Source organism: Streptomyces lydicus, assembly GCF_004125265.1.
Lineage (GTDB): Bacteria > Actinomycetota > Actinomycetes > Streptomycetales > Streptomycetaceae > Streptomyces > Streptomyces lydicus_C.
In genome coordinates this window covers 3,734,152-3,759,656 of the sequence record NZ_RDTE01000003.1, presented here as the reverse complement: position 1 = coordinate 3,759,656, position 25,505 = coordinate 3,734,152, and the positions used below count along the sequence as shown (strand labels likewise).

The following is a 25,505-nucleotide window of genomic DNA, read 5'->3' as shown; positions in this document are numbered from 1 at the left end:
AAGTGCGGTCAGGGCGTGCCGGACGGAAATGGATGGCCGCGGCGCATTGTTGCAGGGGGTCGGAGGCGTGCCGCCCGCCCCGCCTAGGAGGTAGCTCGACGTGAGCCCACACGTGTCCCGGCTCCGCAGTCGGCCGCAGGGCCAGTTCCCGGGTCAGGCCCGCCTGCGCCTGCCCGGCAGTGCACGCCGCCCACGCCGGGTGGCGATGCTCAGCGTCCACACCTCTCCGCTGCACCAGCCCGGTACGGGCGACGCCGGCGGTATGAACGTCTACATCGTCGAGCTCGCCAGGAAGCTCGCCTCGATCAACATCGAGGTGGAGATCTTCACCCGCGCCACCACCGGCACCCTCCCGCCCGCCGTCGAGCTCGCCCCGGGCGTCCTCGTACGGCATGTGGACGCCGGCCCGTACGAGGGCCTGGCCAAGGAGGAGCTGCCCGCCCAGCTGTGTGCCTTCACTCATGGCGTGATGCAGGCCTGGGCCGGCCACCGCCCCGGTTACTACGACCTGGTGCACTCCCACTACTGGCTCTCCGGCCATGTCGGCTGGCTGGCCGCCGAGCGCTGGGGCGTCCCGCTGGTGCACGCCATGCACACCATGGCCAAGGTCAAGAATGCCGCGCTGGCCGCCGGCGACGCCCCCGAGCCGGCCGCCCGGGTGATCGGCGAGACACAGATCGTCCGGGCCGCCGACCGCCTGATAGCCAACACCGCCGAGGAGTCGGACGAACTCGTCCGGCATTACGAGGCCGAGCCCGGAAAGGTCGCCGTGGTGCACCCCGGGGTCAACCTCGACCGTTTCCGGCCCACCGGCGGCGAGGTCGCCGAGAGCCGGGCCGCCGCCCGCGCCCGCCTGGGCCTGCCGCAGGACGCGGTCATCCCCCTGTTCGCCGGCCGAATACAGCCGCTGAAGGCGCCCGACATCCTGCTGCGGGCCGCCGCCGCCCTGCTGGACGAGGACCCCTCGCTGCGCTCCCGGATGGTCGTGCCCGTGGTCGGCGGGCCCAGCGGCAGCGGCCTGGCCAAGCCCGAGGGGCTGCAGAAGCTGGCCGCCCGTCTCGGCATCGCCGACCTGGTGCAGTTCCGCCCGCCGGTCGGCCAGGAACAGCTCGCCGACTGGTACCGCGCCGCATCCGTGCTGGTCATGCCCTCGTACAGCGAATCCTTCGGGCTGGTCGCCATCGAGGCCCAGGCCTGTGGGACGCCGGTCATCGCGGCGGCGGTCGGCGGTCTGCCGGTGGCCGTGCGCGACGGCGTCAGCGGCTTCCTCGTCAGCGGCCACGACCCGGCCGACTACGCCCGCGCGCTCGGCCGCTTCGTCGCGGACCCGGCCCTGCCCGCCCGGATGGGCACCGACGCCGCCCGGCACGCCCAGTCCTTCGGCTGGGGCACCGCCGCCGCGGCCACGGGCGACGTCTACACCGCCGCCATGCAGGAGCACCGCCGTCACCTACGATCCCTCCATGGGTGACGAGCGCGACCCCTCCACGGGCGACGAGCGAGAGACGAGCGGTGCAGTGGGCAACGGCAGCGGCCATGGCAGCGGCAACTCGGCGGCCGGTGCGGTTCCGACGGCGCAGGCCGGGGCGGTCCCGACGGCGCGGGCCGTGATCGAGCGGACCCTGACCGAGGCCGAGCTCGAATGGGAATCGCCCTCCGACGGCACCTACGTCATCAAGCTCCCCGGCACCCGCAAGCTCTCCACGACCTGCTCGCTCATCGTCGGCAGGCACTCCCTCTCCATCAACGCCTTCGTCGTCCGTCACCCCGACGAGAACCACGAGGCCGTGCACCGCTGGCTCCTCGAACGCAACACCCGCCTCTACGGCGTCAGTTACGCGATCGACAAGCTCGGTGACATCTACCTCGTCGGCAAGCTCCCGCTGGCCGCCGTCACCCCCGACGAGCTCGACCGCATCCTCGGCACGGTCCTGGAGAACGCCGACGGCAGCTTCAACACCCTGCTGGAAATGGGCTTCGCCACCGCGATCCGCAAGGAGTACGCCTGGCGGGTGTCGCGCGGGGAGTCCACCCGCAACCTGGACGCCTTCACGCATCTGACGCGGGGGAGCGCCGCGGGGGCTTCGTAGGCCGCAGGGGCGTAAGCCGCGGGGTCGTGAGCCGGGGTGCCGTGAGCGGTGGGGTCGTAAGCCGTCGAGAGGCGGCCTTCGGCGCGCGCCTCGGCGGGAAGCCGACAGGAAGAGGTCCCTGCTGCTTCCCCTCCGCACGCACCACCTTTTGCGGAAACGGCAACAATGTTTGCCGGGCTCGGCGGTCCTGGCGCATGGTCGGCGCCAGGAGGTTCCCGTGGTGAACGCGGACCTGATCGAGGAAGCTCCGGCGGAGCACGAGTCACTGGAGAAGGTGCGATGACCGACAACGGCCACACCCACGACGGCAACCCCACCCACGACGGCACCCCCGCTCAGAGCGGTAGCCACACCCACGGCCACACCCACAGCCACAACCACGGCCACACCCCCGACCCCGACTTCGACTGGACCGCCATGGCCGACCTGCTGGAGCGGGAGGGCGAGACGCACAGCCCCTACGTCCAGCAGGCCCTCGCCGAGCTGACGCACCTCACCCCCCGCCGCATCCTGGACATCGGCAGCGGACCGGGCGTCGCGGCCTGCCGACTGGCCGCGACGTTCCCGCAGGCCGAGGTCACCGCGGTGGACGGCGCCCCGGAACTGCTCGCCCGCGCCGCGGAACGGGCCGGACGGCTCGGCGTCCGGCTGCGCACGCAACAGGCCGACTTCCCCGCGGGGCTGGCCGGTCTCGGGACGGCGGACCTGGTGTGGTCCGGGCAGGCTCTCCACCACGTAGGCGACCAGCAGGGCGTGGTGAAGCAGTTGGCCAGGCTGCTCGAATCCGGCGGGGTGCTGGCCGTCGTCGAGGGCGGACTGCCGGCCCGCTGGCTCCCGCGCGACCTCGGTTTCGGACGCCCCGGACTGCAGGAACGGCTCGACGCCGCGCAGGCGGACCGCTTCAGCCGGATGCGGGCCGAGCTGCCCGGCTCGGTGGCGGTGGTCGAGGACTGGCCCGGCATGCTGCGTGCCGCGGGCCTCACCGACGCCCGGAGCAGGACCTTCCTCGTGGACCACCCCGCGCCCCTGGCCGACGGGCCCCGGCAGTTCGCGCGGCAAGCCCTGGAACGATCCCGCCAGACGTTCGCCGAACTCCTCAACGCCGAGGACCGGTCCACCCTGGACCGGCTCCTCGACCCGGCCGACCCGGCAGGCATCGACCGCCGTACCGACCTGTTCCTGCTGACCGCAAAGACCGTGCACTTCGGGACGGCCGCCTGAGCGCTGCGGCCCCGTTGCCCTTGCGTTCCCGCGCCCCCGGGGGCTGGCCGGTCGGAGCGCCGGCCAGCCCCCGGCCCGCCTCGCCCGGCCCCCTACCGCACGAACTGCACCTCCGGGAACCGCGCCGAGGGCCCGTCCAGCAGCCCGCCGTCGTCCCGCCCGCGCAGCCACCGGTCGAAGAACGCGGAAACGTACGCCCGCTGCGCCGCGACCGCCCGCGCCGGGTCGACCGTCCCGATGAGCGCCGTCACCTCCTTGCGCGGCAGCCCCACCCGCCGCGCGATCTGCGGCACCAGCGCCTCCGCATCCGTAAAACTGGCGTGCCTGCTGCCGCGCAGCGTCAGGTCCCGTAGCCAGGTGCCCGTACTGTGCCGCCACACCGCGCCCCAGGACGCCACCGTGTGATGGGTGTTCCCCGCCATTCCCATCAGCAGCAACGGCCGGTCCACGCCCTCACGTCCCACCGTCGACGGGTTCGAGGGGTCGTCATCCCGCTGGGTGTAGCCCATCACCCCGTCCAGGTTCACCGCGGCCTTGATCCGCCGGTCGTCATGCATCGTCTGCGCCGCCGTGAACCCGCCGGCCGACTGCCCGAACATCCCGACGGCGTGCAGATCCAGCGCCCGCCGAAGACCCGAGGGCAACGGCGAGGCGGCTCCCCGCTCGGCCAACTCATCGAGGACGAATCGGGTATCGGCCACTCGCACCCCACTGACCTTTTTCAGCAGCTCCGTGATCCGCCCGCTCTTCTGCGCCTTCGCCAGCTCCGACGCCAGCACGCTGCGCGCCAGCCGTCCGTCCGGGAACTCCACGGCGGGTGCCTCGTAGGTGTGGTCGATGGTGACCACGGCATAGCCGCGGGAGGCCAGCTCGTCGCAGAGCGTGCTGCCGAACGAACGCGGATCGCCGACACCGGGGGAGTAGAGCACCACCGGCAGCCGCTGCCCGGGAGCCCGGCCCGCGGCCGGGGGCGCCCCCACGTGGGCAGAAGTGCGGGTCGCCGCCCACCGCACCTTCCCCCGCGGCACCTGCTCCGAGAAGTTGTTCCGCACGTCGAACGCCGCCGCCTCGCGCGCCGACAGCTGCGGTGCGGTCGGATACCGCCCGGCACCCGCCCGCGCCGGGTACCGGATGCTCACCATCAATTCCCGGCGCGTCCGCCGGCCGGTCCATGGATCGGCGCGCGTCCATTGGGTCAGGCGAAGCGCGACCGTACCGACTTGGTACCGGCCGGTGGGCGCGGGCAGCGTCATGGCATCGGCTGGGGGCTCATCGGCCGGTACCCGAGGAGGCCCGCCGCCGGGCCAGGCCGCCCCGGCCACCCCGGCCGGCCCGTTCACCCCGGCCGGCCCGTTCACCCCTGCCACGCCTGCCACGCCTGCCACGCCTGCCACCCCGGCCGCCTTCCGGACCCCCGCCGGCACCGCGACCAGCACCCCCGTAACCACCAGCGCCCCGACCACCACAAACCGCCGGGCCCTCCGCCCCCCTGAACCGTGCACCCTCACAACTCCTCCATGTCACACGCCAGGGGCGCGTGCGACCATTCCTGCCATTCCTGCCATTCCTTCCATTCCTGCCATTCCCGCCATTCGTCGGCGTCCGCACGCGCATCACCGTCACCAACGACGGCACCCGCGGCGGCGACACCGGCAGAGATGTCGGTAGCGACATAGGCGGCGACACGGGTGGCACGGCCAAGGGCGCGCGGCCGCATCCGCGTGGGCTTCGCGTGGGCCTACCGCTGCGCGGACGCCTCCACATCCCCGCGGCCACACACGCGCATGGCCGCTTCCGCTTCCGTATCCGTATCCGTATCCGTATCCGTATCCGCGCACCGCGGTGAACGGACCACCGCCGCCTGCTGTCCCGGCAGGCTCCGCAGCAGCAGCCCGTAGCCCATGGCCGCCACCGTGCCGACGGCCGCGCAGCCGGCCCACAGCGCATCGGCGCCGTAGTGGTCGATCACCACGCCACCGAGGAGAGGGGCCGTCAGGGAGGCGACGGACCACGACAGCGCGTACATGCCCTGGTAGCGGCCGCGGCCGTGCAGCGGCGAGAGACGCACCACGAGCCCCATCTGAGTCGGCGAGTTGATGATCTCGCCGAGCGTCCAGACCGTGACCGCGAGCGCGTAAAGGGCGACCGAGTCCGCCAGCGCGGTCAGCCCGAAGCCGTAACCGGCGAGCAGGGCCGATCCGACGAGGAGCATGGCCGGGCTGCGGTGTTCGATGAAGCGCGTTACGGGGATCTGCAACAGCACGATGAGGACGCCGTTGACCGCGACGACCATGCCGAAGTCGGCGCTGGAGAAGCCGTCCCGGCCCATCGACACGGGCATCGAGACAGACGCCTGCTGGAAGAGCAGCGCGAGCAGCAGGTTGAGGCCGACGACGGTCATGAAGCGGCCGTCGCGCAGGACGGTCAGCATCGAGACGGGAGCCGGGGCCGCGCCGCCGTCGTCGTCCGGGCCGTCCAGTCCGCCGTCCGGGCCGTCCGGTGTGCCCGCCGCGGGCCGCGATTCGGGGAGCTTCCAGAAGACGACCAGCGCGCAGGCCAGCACCAGCGCGGACTCGCCCAGGAAGAGGGCCAGGTAGCCGTGCTGGGCGATGAGCCCGGCGGCGGTGGAGGAGACGGCGACGCCGAGGTTGATCGCCCAGTAGTTGAGGGAGAAGGCGCGGACGCGGTCCTCCGGGGCGACGATGTCCGCCATCATCGCCTGTACGGCGGGGCGGGACGCGTTGGTCGCCATCCCGACCACGCCCGCCACCGCCGCGATCGCCACCGGGTTCTCCATGAAGCCGAGCAGCGCCACGGACGCCGCCGTCGACAGCTGGGCGGCCAGCATCGTGGGCCGGCGGCCGAGCCGGTCGGTCAGCACCCCGGCGCCCACGGACGAGATCACCCCGCCGAGGCCGTAGAGCGCACCGACCAGGCCCGCGTACGAGGCCGAGTAGCCGCGCTCGACGGTCAGGTAGAGGGCGAGGAAGGTGGCGACGAAGGCGCCCAGCCGGTTGATCAAGGTGCTGGTCCACAGCCACCAGAACTGCCGGGGGAGACCGGACACGCTCTCTATGGCGACTCGCTTGAGACGGGCCGCCGGCCCGGAGGGTTTCGCTACGGATGCGGACATGACAGTTCCCCCGTGAAGTGGTGAGCATGGAGATGCGGTGCATGGAAGGGGCGCAAGCAGCTCATGTAAGTGGCTCTAGCCGCATACGCAACCTACACAGGGAATGGTTCCCGCCACCAGCGAATTGACGGGACGCGTCAAACGACGCCGGAAAGCCCAGGTCCCGGACCCGCGCAAGGCGCCGCGCCGACTTGGATTACGCTCGACGCCATGGCCGACGCACCGTACAAGCTGATCCTCCTCCGCCACGGCGAGAGCGAGTGGAACGCGAAGAACCTGTTCACCGGCTGGGTGGACGTCAACCTCAACGAGAAGGGCGAGAAGGAGGCAGTCCGCGGCGGAGAGCTGCTCAAGGACGCCGGCCTGCTCCCCGACGTAGTGCACACCTCCCTCCAGAAGCGCGCCATCCGCACCGCGCAGCTGGCCCTGGAGTCCGCCGACCGGCACTGGATCCCGGTCCACCGCAGCTGGCGGCTGAACGAGCGCCACTACGGTGCGCTGCAGGGCAAGGACAAGGCACAGACGCTGGCCGAGTTCGGCGAGGAGCAGTTCATGCTCTGGCGCCGCTCGTACGACACCCCGCCGCCCGCGCTCGACCGTGACGCCGAGTACTCCCAGTTCTCCGACCCGCGCTACGCCGGCCTCCCGCCCGAGCTGCGCCCGCAGACGGAGTGCCTGAAGGACGTCGTCGTCCGCATGCTCCCGTACTGGTTCGACGGCATCGTCCCGGACCTCCGCGCCGGCAAGACGGTCCTGGTCGCGGCCCACGGCAACTCGCTGCGCGCCCTGGTCAAGCACCTTGACGGCATCTCCGACGAGGACATCGCCGGCCTGAACATCCCCACCGGCATCCCGCTCGCCTACGACCTGGACGCCGACTTCCGCCCGCTCAAGCCCGGCGGCACCTACCTCGACCCGGAGGCCGCCAAGGCCGCCATCGAGGCAGTGAAGAACCAGGGCAAGAAGAAGTAGCCCGACGCGTTCAAGCCCCCTGCCTGCGGGTTTCCCACCGGTAGGGGGCTTTTCGCTGCCCTGGGGCCGCCGCAGGGCCGCCCCATGCCGTCAGCCGACACCAACCCGGTTCGCAGCCAGGCGCACCCACGGGCCCGGTTCGTGCCTGTGGCAGGCGGGATAGCGTGGCCTGTGGTTCAGCCGTGACGCGGCACGGTGACCTGTGTCTTTCACGCTCACGCCTGAGCCGGGCACCGGGATACATACGGTGCCCGTGGGAGTGCATGAATGGTAGTAAGACGGAGGTATCGGTGCTGCTCGGCATATTTCTGCTTCTGATCGGGATTGCGGTCCTGGTCTTCGGCGTGCGTGAGGTGCGCGTCGAACGGTGGCTGCGGCTCAAGGGAGTCCGCGTCCAGGGGAGCGTGGTCCGCCATGTGAGAGGCGGTACGAGCTCGGACCGCACCCTGGACCTCGATGGGGACACGCACGTCGCCCGCCGCCGTCCCCGGTTCGCGATGATCGGGTACGTCGACGCGGACGGTAACCCGGGCGAGGTAAAGGCGACCTCCAGCAGCACCGAGGGCTGGCCGATCGGACAGGAAGTGCCGGTGGTCTATCTCCCCGCCCGGCCCTCCACGGCCCGCATCGACCTGGGCTCGGAACGGCGTGCCCGGGCGAGGACCTGCCTGGTGGTCGGCATCGGCTTCATCGTGGGGCCGATCTGGATCATAGTCTCCAGCGCCGGCCGCGGCTGAGGCCGGGCGAGGCCGAAGAGGGCGTGGGCGGGGGGCTTCGCAGAGCCGACGGGGGTATTCGCAGAGCCGAGGCGGGTTGCCCCGTGCCGCCCTCCCGTTCCGCAACCGCTTCGGGCACGGTCAGGCAGAAGGGGCGCACCCACCTGCCCGGTCCGTCACGACCCGGCGTCGGCACCCCAGCGGCGGATCGTGGCGTGTCCTAAGCGCGCACCGGAGGCTGGTCCGGCCAGGCGAACGCGTATCGCGGATCGCCCCCGCGGCTCAGCCGTACGAAGCGCAGGAGTTCGCGCACGATGCCCGCGTTGCCCATGCCCCAGCCGGTGCCCGGTTCGAGGTCACGCGGGACGGGCCGGTGCTCAAAGTTGGACCAGCGGGCGCCGTCGGTGTCCCGGATCGCGCGGGCGGCGAGGTCCGCGACGAGGACGTGCGCGAAGTCGTACGGGTCCTGCTGTTCGACGAGCCGGTCGCAGGCCAGGGCCAGAACGCCCGCGGTGCCACAACAGCGGCCGTTGTTGTCCCAGAAGCCGGGGCGCAGCCGCCGGGGCAGGCCGGAGTGGGTGACCGTGCGCCAGCAGCGGTCGGCCAGGGCGGACCAGGCGGGGTCGGCCGTGATGTCCCGCAGCAGCCGGAAGACCTGGGCGTCGCCGGCCGGTCCGTGGCACCAGCCGTAGCTGATCGGCTCGATCAGATCGGGGAGGTGCTGCGGAGTGGAATGCCGCACCAGAAAGCCCTCGGGCCCCGCTTCGTCACGCGCCACTATGTCCGCGGCACCGGCCAGCGCCAGCTCGACCAGGTCCGCACGGCCGGTGGCCCGGCCGACCCTGGCAAGTGCCAGGGCGATGCCGAGCGTGCCGTGCGAGATGTGGTGCAGACGGGCGTCGACGCCGGTGCGGTGGGCCCAGTGGATGCCTGCCGGGGTCCGCTCCGCCGTCCGCAGGTACGGCTCCACGGCGAGCACGGCCAGTTCGGCGTCGCCGGCCACGAGCGCGCCGAGGCCGATCCCCGCGTTGCCGCCCATCAGCTCGTACAGCTCGCCCCAGCGCGCCCCGTCGAAGCGTGACCGCACGAGTTCCAGCGCGCGGTCCGCGGCGGCCCCGGCGGCTGTGTCGCCGAGTTCGTCGTGAACGGACCGCAGGGCCAGGGCCATTCCGGTGCGGCCGAAGTAGAGGGAGTCGTCGTCGACGCCGTCGACGGAGTCCGCGAGTCCGCGGGCCGCGCGCAGGGCGGTGTCGGCAAAGGCGTCATCGCCGAAGTGCCGCCACGCCTCCAGGAACACGGGGACGATCCCGGCCGTACCGCGGTAGAGCATCGGGTTGAGCTTGTCCTCCGAGGGCCTGGTCGCCCAGGCGAGGCCTCCACCGGCGGTTTCCCGCGCCGCTCCGGCAAGCCACCGCAGGCTTGCCACCGCGAGCCCTTCGACCTCGTCGACCGCAACAGCCGTGGCCTCTGGTGCCGTCATGGGCCCACTCTCGCATGATCGTCCGGACCCGCCCAGCGAAAGACGGCCTTCCGCAAGGTGCCCCAAAACGGCAATGCGGGGCGGGAGTTCGGTCCCGCGCAGCTCTCGGCTGGGTCCCGTGCACCTCACCGGCCACGGCATGTCGATCGGGGCCGGAGCGCGGCACCGAAGCCTCACCCCGGGCCTTCGGCTATCGGGCTGGGGACGCCGGGATGCGGAAGCCCGTATTCTCCCGTACTGCCGTGCTATTTGGGTGTATGCCTGTCTCTGGTTGATGTTGATGTAGGCAGGTTTCGAGGGGGCCGGGCGATGACAGCAGCACGGGCGAGGGGTCGCGGCGCGGGCGAGGGCTCACAGCACGGCGGACCGCCGGGCAATGACGGTGCCGGCCGACGGCCGCCGGGTCGCGCGAGGTTCATGGGCGTGCTGCTGATCCTGCTGTCGCTGATACCGGCGGCGCTCTGCTACATCGCGTTCGCTGCCTGGTTGCCCGCCGACAGAGAGCGCTACCGGGACTACCAGGCAGCCGAGCCGTGTCCCGCTTCTGCAAGGCTGCAGGTAGCGGGTGAATGCCTGAGCACCTGGCCTTTCACGGTCGTGAAAACGGTCGTCAAGAACGGCGGGAGGAATCCCACCTACGAGGCGACCCTGAAGGACGAGGACTCCTGGCGGGGAGTCGTGCCCTTCGGTGACCCGGGACCGCTCCTCGAGCAGCTGAAGCCGGGCGACCGGGTCACTGCCACCCTCTGGCGCCACGGCATCGTGGTGCTCAGCAAGGACGGGGTCCGGCAGAACAGCTCCGATGCGCCCCGTGACGAGCTTCAGATGAACGCCGCCGTCGGCACGCTCGCCGCACTCCTCGCGGCTCAGTCCTTCGCGTTCGGCGCGGCACGCCTTGTCGGACCGCGAGGCTACGAGCCGTTCACCTGGAAGCCGTACGGCAGGCGCCTGCTCTTCACCAGCATCGGCGTCTCCTTCGGGGTGGGGCTCCCGGCCGTGTGGATCGGCATCCCGTGGTGGACCGTACCGGCCGTGGCAGTCCCCGTCGTGGTGTGCACGGCGGCGCTGATGCACCGCTACCTGCGGGCCGGAGCCGAAGGCGGAGTGTGACGGCCCGGGCGGCCCGGGCGGCCCAGGCGGCCGAGGCGGCCGAGGCGGCCCAGGTGGCCAAGGCGACTCAGGTGAATGCCCCTCCGCGCCGGCTGCGCGGCCCACTCACGGAGAGCCGTTGGTAAGGAGCAAGTAGCAGACGAGACCGCGGTGGATGAACGTCGCGGTATCGGAGTCGCTGCCGTCGAAATACACCGGATGCAGCGGCTCTTCGCCGCTGTAGTAGCCCGTCGAACGCAAGAAATCGGGCTTGACCGAAGTGAACCGCCATGTGGAACCGTCCTGGCCGAGCAGTTCGTGAACGAAGTCGCGCACGAGCTGTTCGGCAAGCGCCGGCGAGCGGTGGTGCCCGTAGGGGCTGAAGGCCTCGCAGAGCATCCAGCGCAGCCGAGCGAGGAAGGCCGCATGGCGGAGTGGGCTGGTCGTCGCGAGGAATCCCTCGCGGATGAGCGGGCGCTCATTGGGGAGCCCGCCGAATTCCTCGGGTTCGGACAGGAAGTACCACTCGCGACGATGGTCGGCAGCGAGCATCATCTCCTCGAACACCCCACTGCGCAGGTAGGCGTGGAGGACCTGCCGCTGGTTCTCCGCTGTGACGGGCACGTCGGTAGCAACCTTGAGCAGCAGGGTATTGCTGTTCATCGCCGAGTCCACGGCCGACAGGAACGCGTCGACGGCAGGCCGGTCGAGATCGTCCGACAGGCCGGTGAATCTCACGGCACTCCCCACTCCCTAGCACTCCCTAGTCCCTTGCCAGTTCTCCCATGACTGCTCTCCCATGACTGCTCTCCCATGCCTGTCCAGGCAGCCGCGTGAAGTCGTCAGGGCCGGGCGGCAGGCCATGGGAGTCGACTCCGAGAAATCCTCAACTGCCTTGGTGGACGCTCTCGTTACTCTGGCGGTATGAGTGAGCGATGCATACATGACTTAGTTGTCGAACAGTGCGTGGACTGCGCTCCTGTCCCCGAAGGCCTGGTCAAGTTCGTCTATGTCACGGCCGGGGGCGAGGTCTTCCATCGCTCTTCGGCCTGCAAGGCCCTTGACGAAGGGCAGGAGTACGCCCTTGACCTCGGGATGAAAATCCACCCTCGACGTCGAGTCGCGCTGGCCGAGGCCGTGGGGGAGGGGCGTGGCGCGTGTGCCTATTGCTTCGGGGACTACCGGCCCGCATGAGTGTGGGAGGGCCGGTACCCGGGCCCGTTCCCCGTCGCCGCTCGCCACGCCGCCCGATTCACGCCGGCAATTCCCGGTCCCCTTGCCACGCCACATACGTCATCGCGGCGAGGCCGCCGTGGGCCAGGCCCTTGTAGGTCACCGTCCGGCTGGGGCCGAGTTCGTGGGCGAGCTGCCTGGCCAGGTCTCTGCCCTCGTGGAACAGGCGCTGCCAGGTGTCGTCGTACTTGCCCTCCACCCGGTCGCGGATGTGGAGGTTCAGGGTGGTGTTGATTTCGTCCGCCCAGCCGTACAGGGCGGCGACGAGGCTGTCGGACAGGTTCAGGGCGGCGGCAGGGTCATCGGGGAAGAAGTCGCCGAACCCGTCGGAGCGCAGCGGGCCGAACTGGAACTCGCCCTCGACGGTGAGGTTCACCGGGTGCGGAGGCGTGCCGTGGATGTCGCGCTCCCAGTGCAGGCGTTCGCAGTCCCAGCACACCCACTTCGATGTCCGGTGACGCTCGTCCCAGTAGCGCACAGCCCACGACGGCCCGAGGTGCGCGGCCAGTCGCCGAGCCGCCACCAGACCCTGTTTGACGTGCTTCCGCAGGTCCGGGCGGGAGGGGAAACCGCCGGCCGGACGGGACTGGGACCACGAGTGCAGTGCGTGGGCCAGGTCTTCCGGCAGCCCCAGGGCGGGGTCGTCCAGCGGCACATTGCCGGTGAAGGTCTCGATGTCCTCGTGCGTCCCGTGCCCGTACGGCTCGTACAGGGGTGAGGGCTCGGAGCGGGCCTGGGCGAGGAGGTAGCGCGGTCCTTCGAGGGGCATGCGGATCTCCGCGATCGTGTTGGGAGGCGGCCCATAGGAGTGGATGGCTGTCGAACCAGGGCGCCGGGTCCCAGCCTGTGGAGAGGCCCCACCTCAGGGAGAGGGGTCATCGGACCGTCCTGTGGGGAAGGCACGCCCTGCGGGGAAGGCGCGCCCTGGGCTTCGGCCCCGCCTCGTGGGCCGAGTTGCCCGGTGCATCGGAAGTTTATGGGGCGGGGATGCGGCGCGATGAGTGCTTCCGCCGATCGGTCGGGGCAGGGGAGTCCGGCCGTACGAGTCTCCTCTGGACGAGCCGAGCCGAGCCGAGCCGAGCCGAGCCGCCGAGCCGAGCCAGCCGAGCGGGGCCGCACCCGGGCCGAGCCAGGCCCGACCGGCCCCGGCCGGGTACGGCCGCGCCACGCGAGATGAGCCGTCGGGCTTGGGGCGAGGACCGCGGCGTCCGGATGCAGCATGGAGGGAGGGGCGCGGGGAGCGCCGGGGGGCTCGGGGCGACTGATCGCCCACGACCGGAAGGATGAGCCCGATGCCCAAATTCATGGACGTTCATCACGGTATGAAGGGTCTCGGCCCCGATGACATCAAGGCGGCGCACCAGGCCGATCTCGCCATTCAGAGCGAAGAAGGTGTGACCTTCGAGCACGCCTGGGCCGACACCGAATCCGGGGATGTCTTCTGCCTGTCGGACGCGCCGTCGGCGGGGGCCGTGCAGCGCATTCACGAGCGGGCCGGCCACAAGGCCGACGAGATCCACCCGCTGTCGGTCTCGCTCTGACCTACCGCTGACCGGCCGCGAGACGGCCAAGTCTCTCGAGTTCCCGGCGAGGCGGGTGGTCCGGTGCTCGGGAGGCGCCCACCGTCTTCGCATCGATCAAGATCGCCGCTGTCCTCTGCGTGGTCAGGCAAGCGTGGCGGAGGGCCGAGGCAGGCGGGGTGGCGTCGGGACTCTCTGCGACTGCACGGGCCTCAGCCGTCATGGACGCTCTATGGGCCAGATCGCGTACGGATTCTCGGTGACCAGCGGCCGTTCGACGAGCCGGCGGGCGGCCGCCTGGTGGGCCGGCCCCGCGGCCTGGGTGGCCAGGTCGAGGTCGAAGGCGTCCAGCAGGCCGGCGCTGCGCAGGACGTGGCGCTCGTCGGCGGTGAGGTCGGACAGGGCGCGGGCGATGAGGGCGGGGAAGGTGTGGTCGAAGTCGGCGGGGGAGAGGCTGCGACCGGTGCGGCGGATCTCCAGGAAGCGGGCGACGGCCAGGTCCAGGTGGAGCGGCAGGCCGTGCGAGCGCTGGGTGATCACGGACCCGCTGCCGCCTGGCGCCGATTCCGACGCCGTCAAGGACGCCTACCGCAGCGACATCGACCGCATCAGCGCCCAGGGGGCTACCGCCTCGTCAACGTCGTACGGCTGGACCACCGGACGAACCGGTGGTGCCGCCTTGCTCCGGCCGGACGGTCTACGTCCGTTGCGCCAGCGCCTGCCGGTCTTCGAGTTCACTCCGACGATCCGGCAGGCGTCCTCGTTGCTCACAATCCTGCTGCATGAGCTGGAGGCCCGTCCGACCCGGTAAATAGAACGGTCGGTATACAGTAGATAGAACGGTCCGTATAGTTGTTCTGGTGAACGTCCACGGAGCTGAACCACCGCCCCGGCCCTCCGCCCGGAACAGGCTGCTGACCGCGGCCGACGACCTCTTCTACGCCAAGGGCATCGAGACCACCGGGGTCGACGCCCTCATCGAGGCCGCCGATGTCGCGCGGATGACCTTCTACAAGCACTTTCGAGGCAAGGATGCCCTGGTAGTCGCGTATCTGGAGGAGCGGGACGCCCGCTGGCGCAAGCTGCTGGACCTCACCTGGGAGGCAGCCGGTGACGACCCGCGCGACCGGCTCCTCGCCGTCTTCGACGCGCTGGGGATCTGCCACTCCGAGCGCGGCTTCCGCGGCTGCTCCTTCGCGAACGCCGCGGCCGAACTGGCCCATCGAGATCACCCCGCCCGGACGATCGTGACGGCCCACAAGGCCGAGCTCCGCGAGGACATCAGCTCGCTCGTCCACCGAGCCGGCTATGAAAACGCGGCAGACCTGACCGACACCCTCCTCATGCTCTACGAGGGCGCGACCACCACCCAGGCACTGGGGACGGTGGAGGACGCCATCAGCAAGGCCCGCGCAGCCGTGGCGCGGCTCCTGGGGACCTGGCCCCGCCGGGAGGGCGGTAGTTGAGCGGCCGACGGAGTCTCCCAGCCCCCCCGCACGGTTGGCAACAGAACGTCTCGTTGAGAAAGGCCGTTTTTTATGGATCAGGACCAGGTACCGGACCAGCACCGGGAATTACAGTGGCCGTCGGCCGCGTGGAAGGTCGGCATCGCGGGGGTGGCAGCCCAGGGCGTGACCTTCGGGTTCGCCCGGTACGGATACGGTCTCTTCCTGCCGGAGATTCGTAACGAATTCGATCTTTCGGTCTCGCTGGTGGGCCTGATCGGCAGCGCCACCTACATCAGCTATCTCATCGCGCTGCTCATCGTCGGCGTCCTCTCGGCGCGCTTCGGCCCGCGGCCGCTGGTGATCGCGGGCGGTCTCTCCGCCGCGGCCGGCATGCTGCTGGTGGCCTACGCGGAGGGCACCGGCATGCTGGTCGCCGGCCTGGTCATGGCCGGACTCAGCCCGGGCTTCGCCTGGGCGCCGTACTCCGACGCGGTGGACCGCATGGTGCCCGAGCGGCAGCGCGAACGCGTCATGGCGCTGATCCCCAGCGGCACGGCCTTCGCCGTCGTCGTGGCAGGCCCGCTGGCCATCATCGCCAAGGGCCCTGCCTGGCAGTACGCCTGGACCGCGTTCGCCGTGGCCGCGCTGGCCGTGACCCTCTACAACGCCCGCATCCTGCCCGGTGGTCCGCACCGCAGGACCACGGAAGGCTCCGCGCAGCGCATGAGCCTGCGCTGGTTCGCCCGCGTCCAGGCCGTGCCGCTCTACCTGACGGCGCTGTCCTATGGCCTCATCGGCGCGGTCTACTGGATGTTCGCGGTGGACGCCGTCTCCCAGGACCTCAAGGAGGGCGACCCCACCGGCCCGCTGTTCTGGACGCTGATGGGCCTGGCCGGTACGGCCGGTGTGTTCACCGGTGTGCTCATCGCGCGGCAGGGCCTGCGGCGTACGCAGGTCTATCTGTTCCTCGCCATGGCTGCCGCCATCGCACTGCTGGGCATCGCGCCGGGCGCGATCCCGGCCGTGGCCGCCTCCGCGGTCCTCTACGGCCCCGCGTTCATGGCCGGTTCGGGCCTGCTCGCGGTCTGGAGCTATCAGGTCTTCCCCGAGCAGCCCTCGACCGGCTTCAGCTCCGCCGTGTTCTTCCTCGGCATCGGAACCGTCGTCGGCCCGGCGGCCCTTGGGGCCTTCGCCGATCACTACAGCCTCCGGGCGGCGTTCCTGCTCACCGCCGCGATCACCCTGCTGACGCTGTTGGTCAGGCCGAGCCGGCGGCAGAACCGGATCGCCGCCCCCGCGGAGCCGGCCGCCGCGCACGCCCCGGCCGTCGGCGACGAGGCACGGATGGGCTGACGGCGAAGCCGGAACAGAGAAAGGGCCCAGGAAATACCTGGGCCCTTCGGCAGGTGGGTGAGTAGGAGCAGGGCCTGGGCGACGTCGGACAGCGCGGACCGCATCTGCTGCGGCAGCGCCCGGCCGAACCGGGAGGCCGGCCCGCCGCGGCGCAGGTACTCCTCCAGCGGCTCATGGCGAGCTAGTGCGGCCGCTGAGCGGGCATCAGCGGGCAGGCCGGCCCGGCGATCGCAACAAGGCCGTCGCGGTACAGCGGCACAACGGTGTGCAGCCGGTGCTGGGCGGCCCAGAACACGGCGGCTTCCTCGGAGGTGTAGGGGCGGTAGTGCTCCGCGATCACGGCGAGGCCGGCGGCGGGGCTCCGAGTCCAGCCCTGGTCGGTCAGGGGGTTGCGGTAGAGGCAGTGGGTGTCGCGCCGCATCACCACCACCTCATCGACCACAGTCATCTGCTCGGCCAGGGCGATCGTCTCGGCAAGGACGGCGAAGCAGGCGTCGTGTCCGGCGGTGGCGGTGAACCGCGCGGGCACGCCGTACCGGCTCACCTGGGCGTAGCGGGTGGCCGTGCCCTGCCGGGAGTCGGCCGCGCGTACCGCCAGGACCACCAGCTCGCCCCGGTATCCGGCCTGCCGGTACAGGGACGCGCCGGCGAGGAAGCCGGCGGCGCTGGTCAGCGGCCACGGGACGGCCAAGTCTGTGACCGGCCGCCGAGGGACCGACCGATCGGCAAACGGCCCCGGCCGGATGAGCATCCGGCCGGGGCCGCAATGGCGCTGTGCCGTAGTGCCGCGACGGCGCCGTATCGCAGGCGGCGCCGTACCGCGGCGGCGGTGTGCCGCAAGGGAACCGTGGCGCCGTGCCGCGATGGCGCCGTGCCGCGCAGGGTGGCTAGCAGCCGCCGCCGCACTGGCACGGGCCGCCCGACTGGCAGCCGCAGCTACAGCCGGAGCCGCAGCCGCAGGCGCCGAGCACAGGGAGCAGCGGACGCCCGACGGGTGTCGGGGCGTCCTGGAGTGCGGGGTTGGGGGAGTCCGCCATGGGTGCCATGCATTGCCTCCTAGGGGTCACCTGGTGCCCATTGCAAGCCCGGGCGACGAGGCGCGTCAACGGCGCGTGGAGGCACACGTCAACGGCGCGCGGCGGCTCCGGAGGCGGACTCGCGCCTTCCGCCCGCCGCCGCGCCACACGCCTCCTGCTGCCGCTGCGGCTGCCGCAGCCACGCCCCGCCTCCGCGCTTACGCGCCCTCCACCGCCGTCGGCGGGGCGATCTCGTCGGCGTGCTCGCCGGTCACGAGGTAGACGACCCGCTTGGCGACGGAGACCGCGTGGTCCGCGAAGCGCTCGTAGTAGCGGCCCAGCAGCGTCACGTCCACGGCCGTCTCGATGCCGTGCTTCCAGCGGTCGTCCATCAGGTGCTGGAAGAGGGTGCGGTGCAGCATGTCCATCGCGTCGTCGTCCTGCTCCAGCTGCAGCGCGAGATCGACGTCCTTGGTGATGATGACCTCGGCGGCCTTGGCCATCAGGCGCTGCGCCAGCTGCCCCATCTCCAGGATGGTGGCGTGCAGATCCTGCGGAACGGCCGACTGCGGGAAGCGCAGCCGGGCCAGCTTGGCCACGTGCTGGGCCAGGTCGCCGGAGCGCTCCAGGTCGGCGCTCATCCGCAGCGAGGTGACGACGATCCGCAGGTCGGTGGCGACCGGCTGCTGCCGCGCCAGCAGGGCGATCGCGCGGGCCTCCAGATCGCGCTGGAGGTCGTCGACCTTCTCGTCGGCGGCGATGACGTTCTCGGCCAGCTTGAGGTCCGCGTCGAGTATCGCCGTGGTGGCGCGCCCGATCGCGGAGCCGACGAGCCGGGCCATCTCGACCAGGCCCTCGCCGATCGAATCCAGCTCCTCGTGGTACGCGTCCCGCATCTGTGACCTTCTCTCGCATCGATGTGGTGGTGTGGCGTGGTGGGAGGTGGAACGGGGTGCAGGGTGACCTGTGCCCACGCTCTCACGGCCGGTGCCCGCGCGGCCCGTGCCCGGAGGGACGGGGCTCCACGGGGCCGGCCCGCCGCGGCGCCGGTGCTCCGGAGGGCCGTGGCCCCGCGGTCGCTCTGGGTGTCCGGCAGGGTGTCCGGCCGCGTGCCGGTGCACACCGTCCGGCACCCGCACCGTCACCCTGCGGGCACCGCGCGACCTGCGGTGCCACCGGGGGTGAACCGGCGCCGACGTGAAGGTGAACTCTGGGCGACGCATCCACGGCCCCGGGGGCGGGGGTGCGGTTCACCTGGCCGAGCGCCGGAGCGGCAGTGCGCCCGCGTCGTTCTCCCTAGGGGCATCTGCCGGGCAGCCGCCCGCCCCGCACCGGCCTCCGGAGTGAACCAGCGCGGACGGCACGGTGAACTCTGGGCGACGGCTGTTCGGGCAGGGCCCCGCAAGGCTGGGGAAGTGTCCGACCCGGCGCATAACCTGGAGTCATGAACGTGGACGCGGCCGTCGCCGCAGTGGCTGCGATCGCCGGGCTCTGTACCGGTGTCTTCGCCATGCTGGCGTTCCGCTGGAGCGAACGCGACCAGGCCAAACCCACCCGTACCTCCCTGCACACGGAGGCCGTGCTGCCGCCCGGGGTCGACACCGTCCTGTCGGTGCTCCGCTCCTCGGCCGTGGTCCTCGACGAGGCCGACGCCGTCGTCAAGGCCAGCTCCGCCGCCTACGCCCTCGGGCTGGTCCGGGGCGGCAAGCTCGCCGTCGAGCCGATGATGCAGATGGCCCGCGACACCCGCAGGGACGGCGAGATACGCCAGGTCGAGCTGGACCTGCCGCGCCGCGGCACCGGCCGTGGCGAAGCGCTCGCGGTCTCCGCCAGAGTCGCCCCGCTCGGCTCCCGGCTCGTCCTGCTGCTGGTCGAGGACCTGACGGAGGCCCGCCGGATAGAGGCGGTCCGCCGCGACTTCGTGGCCAACGTCAGCCATGAGCTCAAGACCCCCGTCGGCGCCCTGTCGCTGCTCTCCGAGGCCGTGATGGACGCCAGCGACGACCCCGAGGCCGTCGAGCGCTTCGCCGGCCGGATGCAGAACGAGGCCACCCGCCTGACCAACCTCGTCCAGGAGCTCATCGACCTCTCCCGGGTGCAGAACGACAACCCGCTGGAGGACGCCGAGCCGGTCCGGGTCGACGAGCTGGTCGCCGAGGCGATGGACCGCTGCCGCCAGCAGGCCGGCGCCAAGCAGATCACCATGGCCAGCTCCCTCAGCGGACCCAGCGGTTCCGCCACTCGGGGCGGCGCCGGGCGACGCGAGGACGGTGCCGCTGACCTGCACGTATGGGGAAACCGCGGCCAGCTCGCCGCGGCCCTGGGCAATCTCGTCGAGAACGCCGTCAACTACTCCCCGGCGCGCACCCGCGTCGGGATCGCCGGGCGCCGGATCTCCGCGCCCGGCGGCGACCTGATCGAGATCGCGGTGACCGACCAGGGCATCGGGATATCCGAAAAGGACCGTGACCGCGTCTTCGAGCGGTTCTACCGTGTGGACCCGGCGCGCTCGCGCGCCACCGGCGGGACCGGCCTCGGCCTCGCCATCGTCAAGCATGTGGCCGCCTCGCACGGCGGGGAGGTCACGGTGTGGAGCGCTGAGGGACAGGGCTCCACCTTCACCCTGCGTCTCCCGGAAGCCGGAGCCGTACGCGACCGCGAACGGCCCGCCGACCCCTCCGCGGAGGGCCTCGACGACGAGGACCGCCCGTACGAGACCTTCAACGATCCGCTCCCTGCTCATCCAGCCCCGGAGGTCCTTCCGTGACCCGAGTGCTTGTCGTCGAGGACGAGGAATCGTTCAGCGACGCACTGTCGTACATGCTCCGCAAGGAGGGTTTCGAGGTCGCCATCGCGGCTACGGGCCCCGACGGACTCGACGAGTTCGAGCGCAACGGCGCCGACCTCGTCCTCCTCGACCTGATGCTGCCGGGCCTGCCCGGCACCGAGGTCTGCCGCCAGCTGCGTGGCCGGTCCAACGTCCCGGTCATCATGGTGACCGCCAAGGACAGCGAGATCGACAAGGTCGTCGGTCTGGAGATAGGGGCCGACGACTACGTCACCAAGCCCTTCTCCTCCCGCGAACTGGTCGCCCGCATCCGTGCGGTGATGCGCCGCCGCGGCGAGCCGGAGGAGGTCACCCCGCAGGCCCTGGAGGCCGGCCCGGTCCGGATGGACGTGGACCGCCATGTCGTCACGGTCTCCGGCGGCAAGGTCGACCTGCCCCTGAAGGAGTTCGACCTCCTGGAGATGCTGCTGCGCAACGCCGGGCGCGTGCTGACCCGGATGCAGCTCATCGACCGGGTCTGGGGTGCCGACTACGTGGGCGACACCAAGACCCTGGACGTGCACGTCAAGCGACTGCGCGCCAAGATCGAACCCGACCCGGGCGCGCCGCGCTACCTCGTCACGGTCCGCGGCCTGGGCTACAAGTTCGAGCCGTAAAGGCCGTACGCCCCGGTTGTAGGGGGTGTACGCGCCCGGGCTGTAAGGGCCGTACGCCTTGCCCGTAAGGGCTGTACGCCGTGCTCGTAACGGTTGTATGCCTTGCCCGTAAGGGCCGCACGCCCGCCTCGTAAAGGCCGTCGACGCCCCAAGGCGTGGCCGGCCATGCCCGCCCCGGTGTGCGGAGCCTCCGCGGCTCGGCGATGCCGTGCCGGGGCGTGTCGCTCAGTGCCGGGGCGCGTCGCGCAGTGCTGCCCTGCAACGCCGCCCGGCGAGCCGTGCTGTGGCGAGCCGTGCTGCGGTGCGCCACACAGCGGTGATCCCGCCCGCGCGTGCGGGGAAACACGCCTCAGTGACCGAAACACGCCTCAGGGGCGCCCCTCCGGATCGGGCGGGCGCCCCTGAAGCTTTGCTGTGACGGCGCCGGGACGCGGTGGTCTGCCTGGCCGTCGTGGCCGTCGTGGCCGTCGCGCCTGCGGTGCGGTGACCCTGCGAACGGGTCAGTGACCGCCGTGCGCCGACTCGGAGGGTGAGCCGGACGGGCTGGCCGAACCGGACGGCTTGCCCGACTGCGACGGCTTGGCGGAGCCGGACGGAGACGCCGAGCCGGACGGCTGCGGCAGCTGCGAGGGACCGTAGCCCTGGAAGAAGTTCTTCGCGGGGACGACGTAGGAGCTGGCCTTCACCTTGCCGAGCGAGGTGAAGGTGAAGGTCAGGGGCTGTACGTTCCCGTCCTTGACGGCATCGCGGCCGCTGGCCAGGACGGCCGAGGCGTTGTCCTTGCCGCCGATCACCACGGAGCCCCCGGCCGGCACGGTGATCGGGCCCGAGCCACCGCCGGCCGGCGAGAGCTTGGCCGACTGGCCGGTGCCGTCGACGGAGATCCCGGTCAGCTTCTGGTCCTTGTCGCCGTTGTTGAACACCGTCGCGGCCACCACGGCCGGGCCCTTGGCGTTCACATCGGGCTGGGTGATCACGTTGATGTTCTGGATCTTGATGCCGTCGACGGTGGTCGCGGCGTTGTCCGGCTTGACCTGCAGCGTCTGGGCTTCGTTCCCGGCCCCGCAGGCGGACAGCGTGGCGATCGAGAGCGAGAGGACGGTGGCGGCGAGGACGCCGCGTCGAAGGCTGCGGCTCACGGCGGCGGCATCTCCTTGACGAGCTACGGCGGCCGAACGTTCGTGCCCGGTCGCGGATGGGCGGCTGGGACGGCCCTGCGTACGCGTCATGACGACGGGTGCGTAAAGCCGCCCTAAGGGTGTGTCAGCGCCGCTAGGTTACCGAGCCGTCCTCGCGCCGCCGCACCCGACCCGCCCCCAGCGCGATCGGCGGCCCGCCAGCGCCGCCCGGGCCCGGTTGCCCGGCCCCCGAAGCGGAAGCCCGCACACAAAGCTGACGGCGAATCAAGAACAGCGGTTCAAGATCCCCCGAGCGCCGGCCGGGAGGACCCGCGGGCAACACGCCCGGCCGCTCAAGATCACCGACCGCGATCACCTACGCTCACCGGCCGCGCTCACCAACCATGTTCACCCACCGAGATCCCCCCCCGAGATCGTTCTCAAGAACCGAGATCGACCCTCCGGAACGGGGAAGAAATATTCGGCAAGCGGCCGTTCGGGTGGAGACCCGCGCGTTTCTCGCCGGGGAAAAGCAGTATTCGCAGGGAATGTGAAGGCCTCGCGGAATTGATCACGCTCTTCGGGGTGCCGGATCGTGATCAATTCAGGAATCGCCCTCGAAGGGCCCGGGGCAGCCGAACGGAGTAGCGGAACTCGCTCATCTGGATCCCCGCAAAGCGGGACATTCCGCCTGTCGATCACCATGCTCCGGGTATGTGACGGGCGCGTTTCCGCTCACCCGTGCAGCCCCTCCGACCTGCGAATACCCGCCTCCCGGGGCCCTCCGCAGCACGTTCCGGTCATGGTTGTCAAGCCCCGAGATATGCCCTGACCTGCGAAAACGCCATTCAGAACGGCCCGTTCCCGTGTTAGCATGGATAGCCACGGAAGGGGTACCTGTCACATGACGTTCAAGGTTGGCGACACCGTGGTCTATCCCCATCACGGGGCCGCGCTGATCGAGGCCATCGAAACTCGCCAGATCAAAGGCGTGGACAAGACCTACTTGGTGCTGAAGGTCGCCCAGGGCGACTTGACTGTTCGTGTTCCAGCGGACAATGCGGAGTTCGTCGGCGTACGCGACGTGGTTGGCCAGGACGGGCTGGACCGGGTCTTCGAGGTGCTTCGCGCACCGTATGCCGAAGAGCCGACGAACTGGTCCCGTCGCTACAAGGCAAACCTCGAGAAGCTCGCCTCCGGTGACGTCATCAAGGTCGCCGAAGTCGTGCGTGACCTGTGGCGGCGTGAGCGGGAGCGCGGACTGTCCGCCGGTGAGAAGAGGATGCTCGCGAAGGCGCGCCAGATTCTGGTGAGCGAGCTCGCCCTCGCGGAGAACACCAACGAGGACAAGGCCGAGGCCCTGCTCGACGAGGTACTCGCGTCCTGACGACGTCTGCGCCGGCGAGATCCAGCGCAGCGACGACGTAGCAATGCCGCGGTGCCCGAGTGACGACCGCTTCCCAGTGAAGCGGCCTGTTGCCGGGCGCTGCGGCATATCTGCTGCTGTGTCACGAGCTGCTGTGTCGGTCACGAGCTGTTGTCATGAACCTCATGAAGCGGTCATGAGCTGTGCGACCTTGAGCGACCTTGACTTATGAGGTTGTGACCTGCGGGGACCGGCAACGACCGGACCCTGTGGTGTGTGCCGGGCCCGGGCAGTTGCCTCGACCGGTGTCACGGAAGGGGCCGGTCAAGGCGTCGCGCCCGGCACGTCCCCAGCCTCCGGCCGGGGCTACCCCCAGGGCCATACCCACCTCTCCCGAGGAAACAAACCTGTCTGCGTCAATTCCGGGCTCGCCCCGGACTCCGGAGCCGTCGATGCCAGATTCCTCCCGTCCGATCCGCACCGCCGCGGTGATCCCCGCCGCCGGCCGTGGTGTCCGGCTCGGTCCCGGTACCCCCAAGGCGCTGCGCGCGCTGGGCGGCACCCCCATGCTGGTGCACGCCGTCCGTGCGATGGCCGCCTCACGTGCCGTCTCGCTCATCGTGGTGGTCGCCCCGCCCGACGGCGCCGCCGAGGTCAGCCACCTCCTCCACGAGCACCCGCTCGCCGAGCGCACCGACCTCCAGGTGGTCCCAGGCGGTCAGACCCGCCAGGAGTCCGTACAGCTCGGGCTGGCCGCGCTCCCGGACACCATCGATGTCGTGCTGGTGCATGACGCCGCGCGCCCGCTGGTCCCCGTCGAGACCGTCGACGCGGTGATCGCCGCCGTACGCGACGGTGCGCCCGCCGTCGTGCCTGCGCTGCCGCTCGCCGACACCGTCAAGCAGGTCGACCCGCAGCCGCAGGGCACCCCGGAGCCGGTGGTCGGCACTCCGGAGCGGGCCCTGCTGCGCGCCGTGCAGACGCCGCAGGGCTTCGACCTGGCGACCCTGCGCAAGGCCCATGACACGGTCGTCGAGGGCGAGGGTGCCACCGATGACGCCGGGCTGGTCGAACGGCTCGGGTCGCCGGTCGTGGTCGTCCCGGGGCACGAGGAAGCGTTCAAGGTGACCCGGCCGCTGGACCTGGTCCTGGCCGAGGCCGTACTCGCCCGCAGGAGGGCTACCGATGGCTATGTCTGAGCAGACCGGAACCGAGTCCGCGGGGGCCGCCCCGGCCGGCGGCGCGGCCGTCGCCGTCCCCCTCGTCGGCATCGGCACGGATGTGCACGCCTTCGAGCAGGGCCGTGAGCTGTGGTGCGCCGGGCTGCTCTGGGACGAGAAGGAGAGCGACGGCTACGGGCTCGCCGGGCACAGCGACGGCGACGTGGCCGCACACGCCGCCTGTGACGCGCTGTTCTCGGCGGCCGGCGTCGGTGACCTGGGGGCGCACTTCGGCACCGGCCGCCCCGAGTGGTCCGGCGCCTCCGGGGTGACGCTGCTCGCCGAGGCCGCGCGGATCGTCCGGGCCGAGGGCTTCACCATCGGCAATGTCGCGGTGCAGGTCATCGGTGTCCGCCCGAAGGTCGGCAAGCGGCGGGACGAGGCCCAGAAGGCGCTGTCGGCGGCCGTCGGCGCGCCGGTCGCGGTCTCCGGCACGACCTCGGACGGGCTGGGGCTGACCGGCCGCGCCGAGGGCCTGGCCGCGATTGCCACGGCGATCGTCTTCCGTACGGCCTGATCCGGCGGGCGCGTCCGTCCTTCGGTGAGCGGCGCCCGTGTGCGGAGCCTGTGTGCGGAGGCCCGGCATCCCCCGTATGGCGTGGGAATGCCGGGCGCCGCACGGGTGTTGGGGGGAGGATCGGAGTATCCGTGTCCCCGGAAGGCCCGCAGGAAGGACCGCTCGTGACTGCCACCCTGTCCGACGACCTCAAGCAGCTCCTCGACACTCCGGTCTTCGTGACCGTGGCGACCATCCAGCCCGACGGCAGCCCCCAGGTCTCCCCGGTCTGGGTGAAGCGGGACGGCGGCGACCTGCTGATCTCGACGACCGTCGGCCGGCGCAAGGAGGCCAACCTCCGCCGTGACCCGCGGGTCACGGTCGTCGTCCAGCCCTTCGACGCCCCGTACACCTACGCCGAGGTCCGCGGCGCCGCCTCCCTCACCACCGAGGGCGGGCAGGAGCTGATCGACGAGCTGTCGCGCAAGTACACCGGCAAGCCGTACGCCGAGTTCAACCCGGAGGCGGGCAAGGACGCCGAGCGGGTGGTCGTCCGGATCACCCCGCGCAAGGTGGTCGGCAGCATCTGA

Annotated in this window: 26 protein-coding genes and 1 pseudogene; 16 read left to right on the top strand and 11 right to left on the bottom strand. The window is 71.2% G+C overall.

What is annotated here, in order from left to right; translation table 11 throughout:
- Positions 1-100: 100 nt before the first annotated feature.
- The 3 genes from mshA (at position 101) to D9V36_RS18815 (ending at position 3,311) form a co-directional block, all read left to right on the top strand.
- Complete coding sequence (gene mshA / locus D9V36_RS18825) at positions 101-1,471, top strand: D-inositol-3-phosphate glycosyltransferase (RefSeq protein ID WP_129294812.1); 1,371 nt, start codon at positions 101-103, stop codon at positions 1,469-1,471.
- Positions 1,464-2,090, top strand: coding sequence for a YbjN domain-containing protein (locus D9V36_RS18820; protein ID WP_241720927.1), 627 nt, complete (start codon positions 1,464-1,466; stop codon positions 2,088-2,090). Before mshA ends, D9V36_RS18820 begins: the two co-directional genes overlap by 8 nt.
- A 279-nt stretch (positions 2,091-2,369) precedes the next feature.
- Positions 2,370-3,311 carry a class I SAM-dependent methyltransferase gene (locus D9V36_RS18815; protein ID WP_129294811.1) on the top strand — a complete coding sequence of 314 codons (942 nt, stop codon included), beginning with the start codon at positions 2,370-2,372 and terminating at the stop codon, positions 3,309-3,311.
- Positions 3,312-3,403: 92 nt separating this feature from the next.
- On the opposite strand, the gene D9V36_RS18810 is transcribed toward D9V36_RS18815, so the two are convergent.
- From D9V36_RS18810 to D9V36_RS18800, 3 genes are all read right to left on the bottom strand, one after another.
- A complete protein-coding gene (locus D9V36_RS18810; RefSeq protein WP_347239719.1) occupies positions 3,404-4,453 on the bottom strand; it encodes an alpha/beta hydrolase family protein in 1,050 nt (349 codons plus the stop codon).
- A 362-nt stretch (positions 4,454-4,815) separates the two neighbouring features.
- A complete protein-coding gene (locus D9V36_RS18805; protein ID WP_129294810.1) occupies positions 4,816-5,028 on the bottom strand; it encodes a hypothetical protein in 213 nt (70 codons plus the stop codon).
- 21 nt (positions 5,029-5,049) lie between these two features.
- Entirely contained in the window at positions 5,050-6,444 is a 1,395-nt protein-coding gene (locus D9V36_RS18800) for an MDR family MFS transporter (protein ID WP_129294809.1), read from the bottom strand.
- Positions 6,445-6,654: 210 nt separating this feature from the next.
- Here D9V36_RS18800 and D9V36_RS18795 point away from each other — a divergent pair, with 210 nt between their 5' ends.
- Both D9V36_RS18795 and D9V36_RS18790 read left to right on the top strand, forming a co-directional pair.
- A complete protein-coding gene (locus D9V36_RS18795; RefSeq protein WP_088799309.1) occupies positions 6,655-7,416 on the top strand; it encodes a phosphoglyceromutase in 762 nt (253 codons plus the stop codon).
- A 263-nt stretch (positions 7,417-7,679) separates the two neighbouring features.
- Positions 7,680-8,153: a DUF3592 domain-containing protein gene (locus D9V36_RS18790; protein ID WP_129294808.1), complete on the top strand. Its 474-nt coding sequence runs from the start codon at positions 7,680-7,682 to the stop codon at positions 8,151-8,153.
- Positions 8,154-8,352: 199 nt separating this feature from the next.
- Here D9V36_RS18790 and D9V36_RS18785 read toward each other — a convergent pair whose 3' ends face one another.
- Positions 8,353-9,612, bottom strand: a complete 1,260-nt coding sequence (locus tag D9V36_RS18785) for a lanthionine synthetase LanC family protein (RefSeq protein ID WP_129294807.1) — start codon at positions 9,610-9,612, stop codon at positions 8,353-8,355.
- 417 nt (positions 9,613-10,029) lie between these two features.
- Between D9V36_RS18785 and D9V36_RS18780 the strand changes: the two genes are divergently transcribed.
- Positions 10,030-10,722, top strand: coding sequence for a hypothetical protein (locus D9V36_RS18780; protein ID WP_241720926.1), 693 nt, complete (start codon positions 10,030-10,032; stop codon positions 10,720-10,722).
- A gap of 105 nt (positions 10,723-10,827) precedes the next feature.
- On the opposite strand, the gene D9V36_RS18775 is transcribed toward D9V36_RS18780, so the two are convergent.
- Positions 10,828-11,439 carry a hypothetical protein gene (locus D9V36_RS18775; RefSeq protein ID WP_129294806.1) on the bottom strand — a complete coding sequence of 204 codons (612 nt, stop codon included), beginning with the start codon at positions 11,437-11,439 and terminating at the stop codon, positions 10,828-10,830.
- A gap of 228 nt (positions 11,440-11,667) precedes the next feature.
- Here D9V36_RS18775 and D9V36_RS18770 point away from each other — a divergent pair, with 228 nt between their 5' ends.
- Positions 11,668-11,895 carry a hypothetical protein gene (locus D9V36_RS18770; RefSeq protein WP_129294805.1) on the top strand — a complete coding sequence of 76 codons (228 nt, stop codon included), beginning with the start codon at positions 11,668-11,670 and terminating at the stop codon, positions 11,893-11,895.
- Between the two features lie 58 nt (positions 11,896-11,953).
- Here D9V36_RS18770 and D9V36_RS18765 read toward each other — a convergent pair whose 3' ends face one another.
- Positions 11,954-12,703 carry a hypothetical protein gene (locus tag D9V36_RS18765; RefSeq protein ID WP_129294804.1) on the bottom strand — a complete coding sequence of 250 codons (750 nt, stop codon included), beginning with the start codon at positions 12,701-12,703 and terminating at the stop codon, positions 11,954-11,956.
- A 523-nt stretch (positions 12,704-13,226) separates the two neighbouring features.
- Here D9V36_RS18765 and D9V36_RS18760 point away from each other — a divergent pair.
- Entirely contained in the window at positions 13,227-13,475 is a 249-nt protein-coding gene (locus tag D9V36_RS18760) for an SCO4226 family nickel-binding protein (protein WP_129298514.1), read from the top strand.
- 198 nt (positions 13,476-13,673) lie between these two features.
- Here D9V36_RS18760 and D9V36_RS18755 read toward each other — a convergent pair whose 3' ends face one another.
- Positions 13,674-13,994 (bottom strand): hypothetical protein, encoded by a 321-nt coding sequence (locus tag D9V36_RS18755; protein ID WP_347239718.1) that lies wholly within the window; start codon positions 13,992-13,994, stop codon positions 13,674-13,676.
- 105 nt (positions 13,995-14,099) lie between these two features.
- A pseudogene (locus D9V36_RS43070) lies at positions 14,100-14,225 on the bottom strand (IS30 family transposase); the annotation flags it as partial.
- An 89-nt stretch (positions 14,226-14,314) separates the two neighbouring features.
- On the opposite strand from D9V36_RS43070, the gene D9V36_RS18745 reads away from it, so the two are divergent.
- A complete protein-coding gene (locus tag D9V36_RS18745; RefSeq protein WP_129294802.1) occupies positions 14,315-14,920 on the top strand; it encodes a TetR/AcrR family transcriptional regulator in 606 nt (201 codons plus the stop codon).
- 72 nt (positions 14,921-14,992) lie between these two features.
- Complete coding sequence (locus D9V36_RS18740) at positions 14,993-16,255, top strand: MFS transporter (protein ID WP_206739693.1); 1,263 nt, start codon at positions 14,993-14,995, stop codon at positions 16,253-16,255.
- Between the two features lie 181 nt (positions 16,256-16,436).
- Here D9V36_RS18740 and D9V36_RS18735 read toward each other — a convergent pair whose 3' ends face one another.
- Positions 16,437-16,946, bottom strand: a complete 510-nt coding sequence (locus D9V36_RS18735) for a zeta toxin family protein (protein ID WP_241720925.1) — start codon at positions 16,944-16,946, stop codon at positions 16,437-16,439.
- 543 nt (positions 16,947-17,489) lie between these two features.
- Positions 17,490-18,167 carry a phosphate signaling complex protein PhoU gene (gene phoU / locus D9V36_RS18730; protein WP_129294800.1) on the bottom strand — a complete coding sequence of 226 codons (678 nt, stop codon included), beginning with the start codon at positions 18,165-18,167 and terminating at the stop codon, positions 17,490-17,492.
- A 548-nt stretch (positions 18,168-18,715) separates the two neighbouring features.
- Here phoU and D9V36_RS18725 point away from each other — a divergent pair.
- Positions 18,716-20,038 carry a sensor histidine kinase gene (locus D9V36_RS18725; RefSeq protein ID WP_129294799.1) on the top strand — a complete coding sequence of 441 codons (1,323 nt, stop codon included), beginning with the start codon at positions 18,716-18,718 and terminating at the stop codon, positions 20,036-20,038.
- On the top strand, positions 20,035-20,715 hold the full coding sequence (locus tag D9V36_RS18720; protein ID WP_086721180.1) for a response regulator transcription factor: 681 nt from the start codon (positions 20,035-20,037) through the stop codon (positions 20,713-20,715). The genes D9V36_RS18725 and D9V36_RS18720 overlap by 4 nt, the downstream gene beginning before the upstream one ends.
- A 500-nt stretch (positions 20,716-21,215) precedes the next feature.
- Here D9V36_RS18720 and D9V36_RS18715 read toward each other — a convergent pair whose 3' ends face one another.
- On the bottom strand, positions 21,216-21,854 hold the full coding sequence (locus tag D9V36_RS18715) for a DUF461 domain-containing protein (protein ID WP_129294798.1): 639 nt from the start codon (positions 21,852-21,854) through the stop codon (positions 21,216-21,218).
- Between the two features lie 883 nt (positions 21,855-22,737).
- On the opposite strand from D9V36_RS18715, the gene D9V36_RS18705 reads away from it, so the two are divergent.
- The 4 genes from D9V36_RS18705 to D9V36_RS18690 all read left to right on the top strand — a co-directional run bounded on the left by D9V36_RS18705 (position 22,738) and on the right by D9V36_RS18690 (position 25,505).
- A complete protein-coding gene (locus D9V36_RS18705; RefSeq protein WP_003953493.1) occupies positions 22,738-23,220 on the top strand; it encodes a CarD family transcriptional regulator in 483 nt (160 codons plus the stop codon).
- Between the two features lie 431 nt (positions 23,221-23,651).
- Positions 23,652-24,398 (top strand): 2-C-methyl-D-erythritol 4-phosphate cytidylyltransferase, encoded by a 747-nt coding sequence (gene ispD / locus D9V36_RS18700; protein ID WP_129294797.1) that lies wholly within the window; start codon positions 23,652-23,654, stop codon positions 24,396-24,398.
- Positions 24,385-24,936, top strand: a complete 552-nt coding sequence (gene ispF, locus D9V36_RS18695; protein WP_129294796.1) for a 2-C-methyl-D-erythritol 2,4-cyclodiphosphate synthase — start codon at positions 24,385-24,387, stop codon at positions 24,934-24,936. The genes ispD and ispF overlap by 14 nt, the downstream gene beginning before the upstream one ends.
- 164 nt (positions 24,937-25,100) lie before the next feature.
- On the top strand, positions 25,101-25,505 hold the full coding sequence (locus tag D9V36_RS18690) for a PPOX class F420-dependent oxidoreductase (protein ID WP_088799319.1): 405 nt from the start codon (positions 25,101-25,103) through the stop codon (positions 25,503-25,505).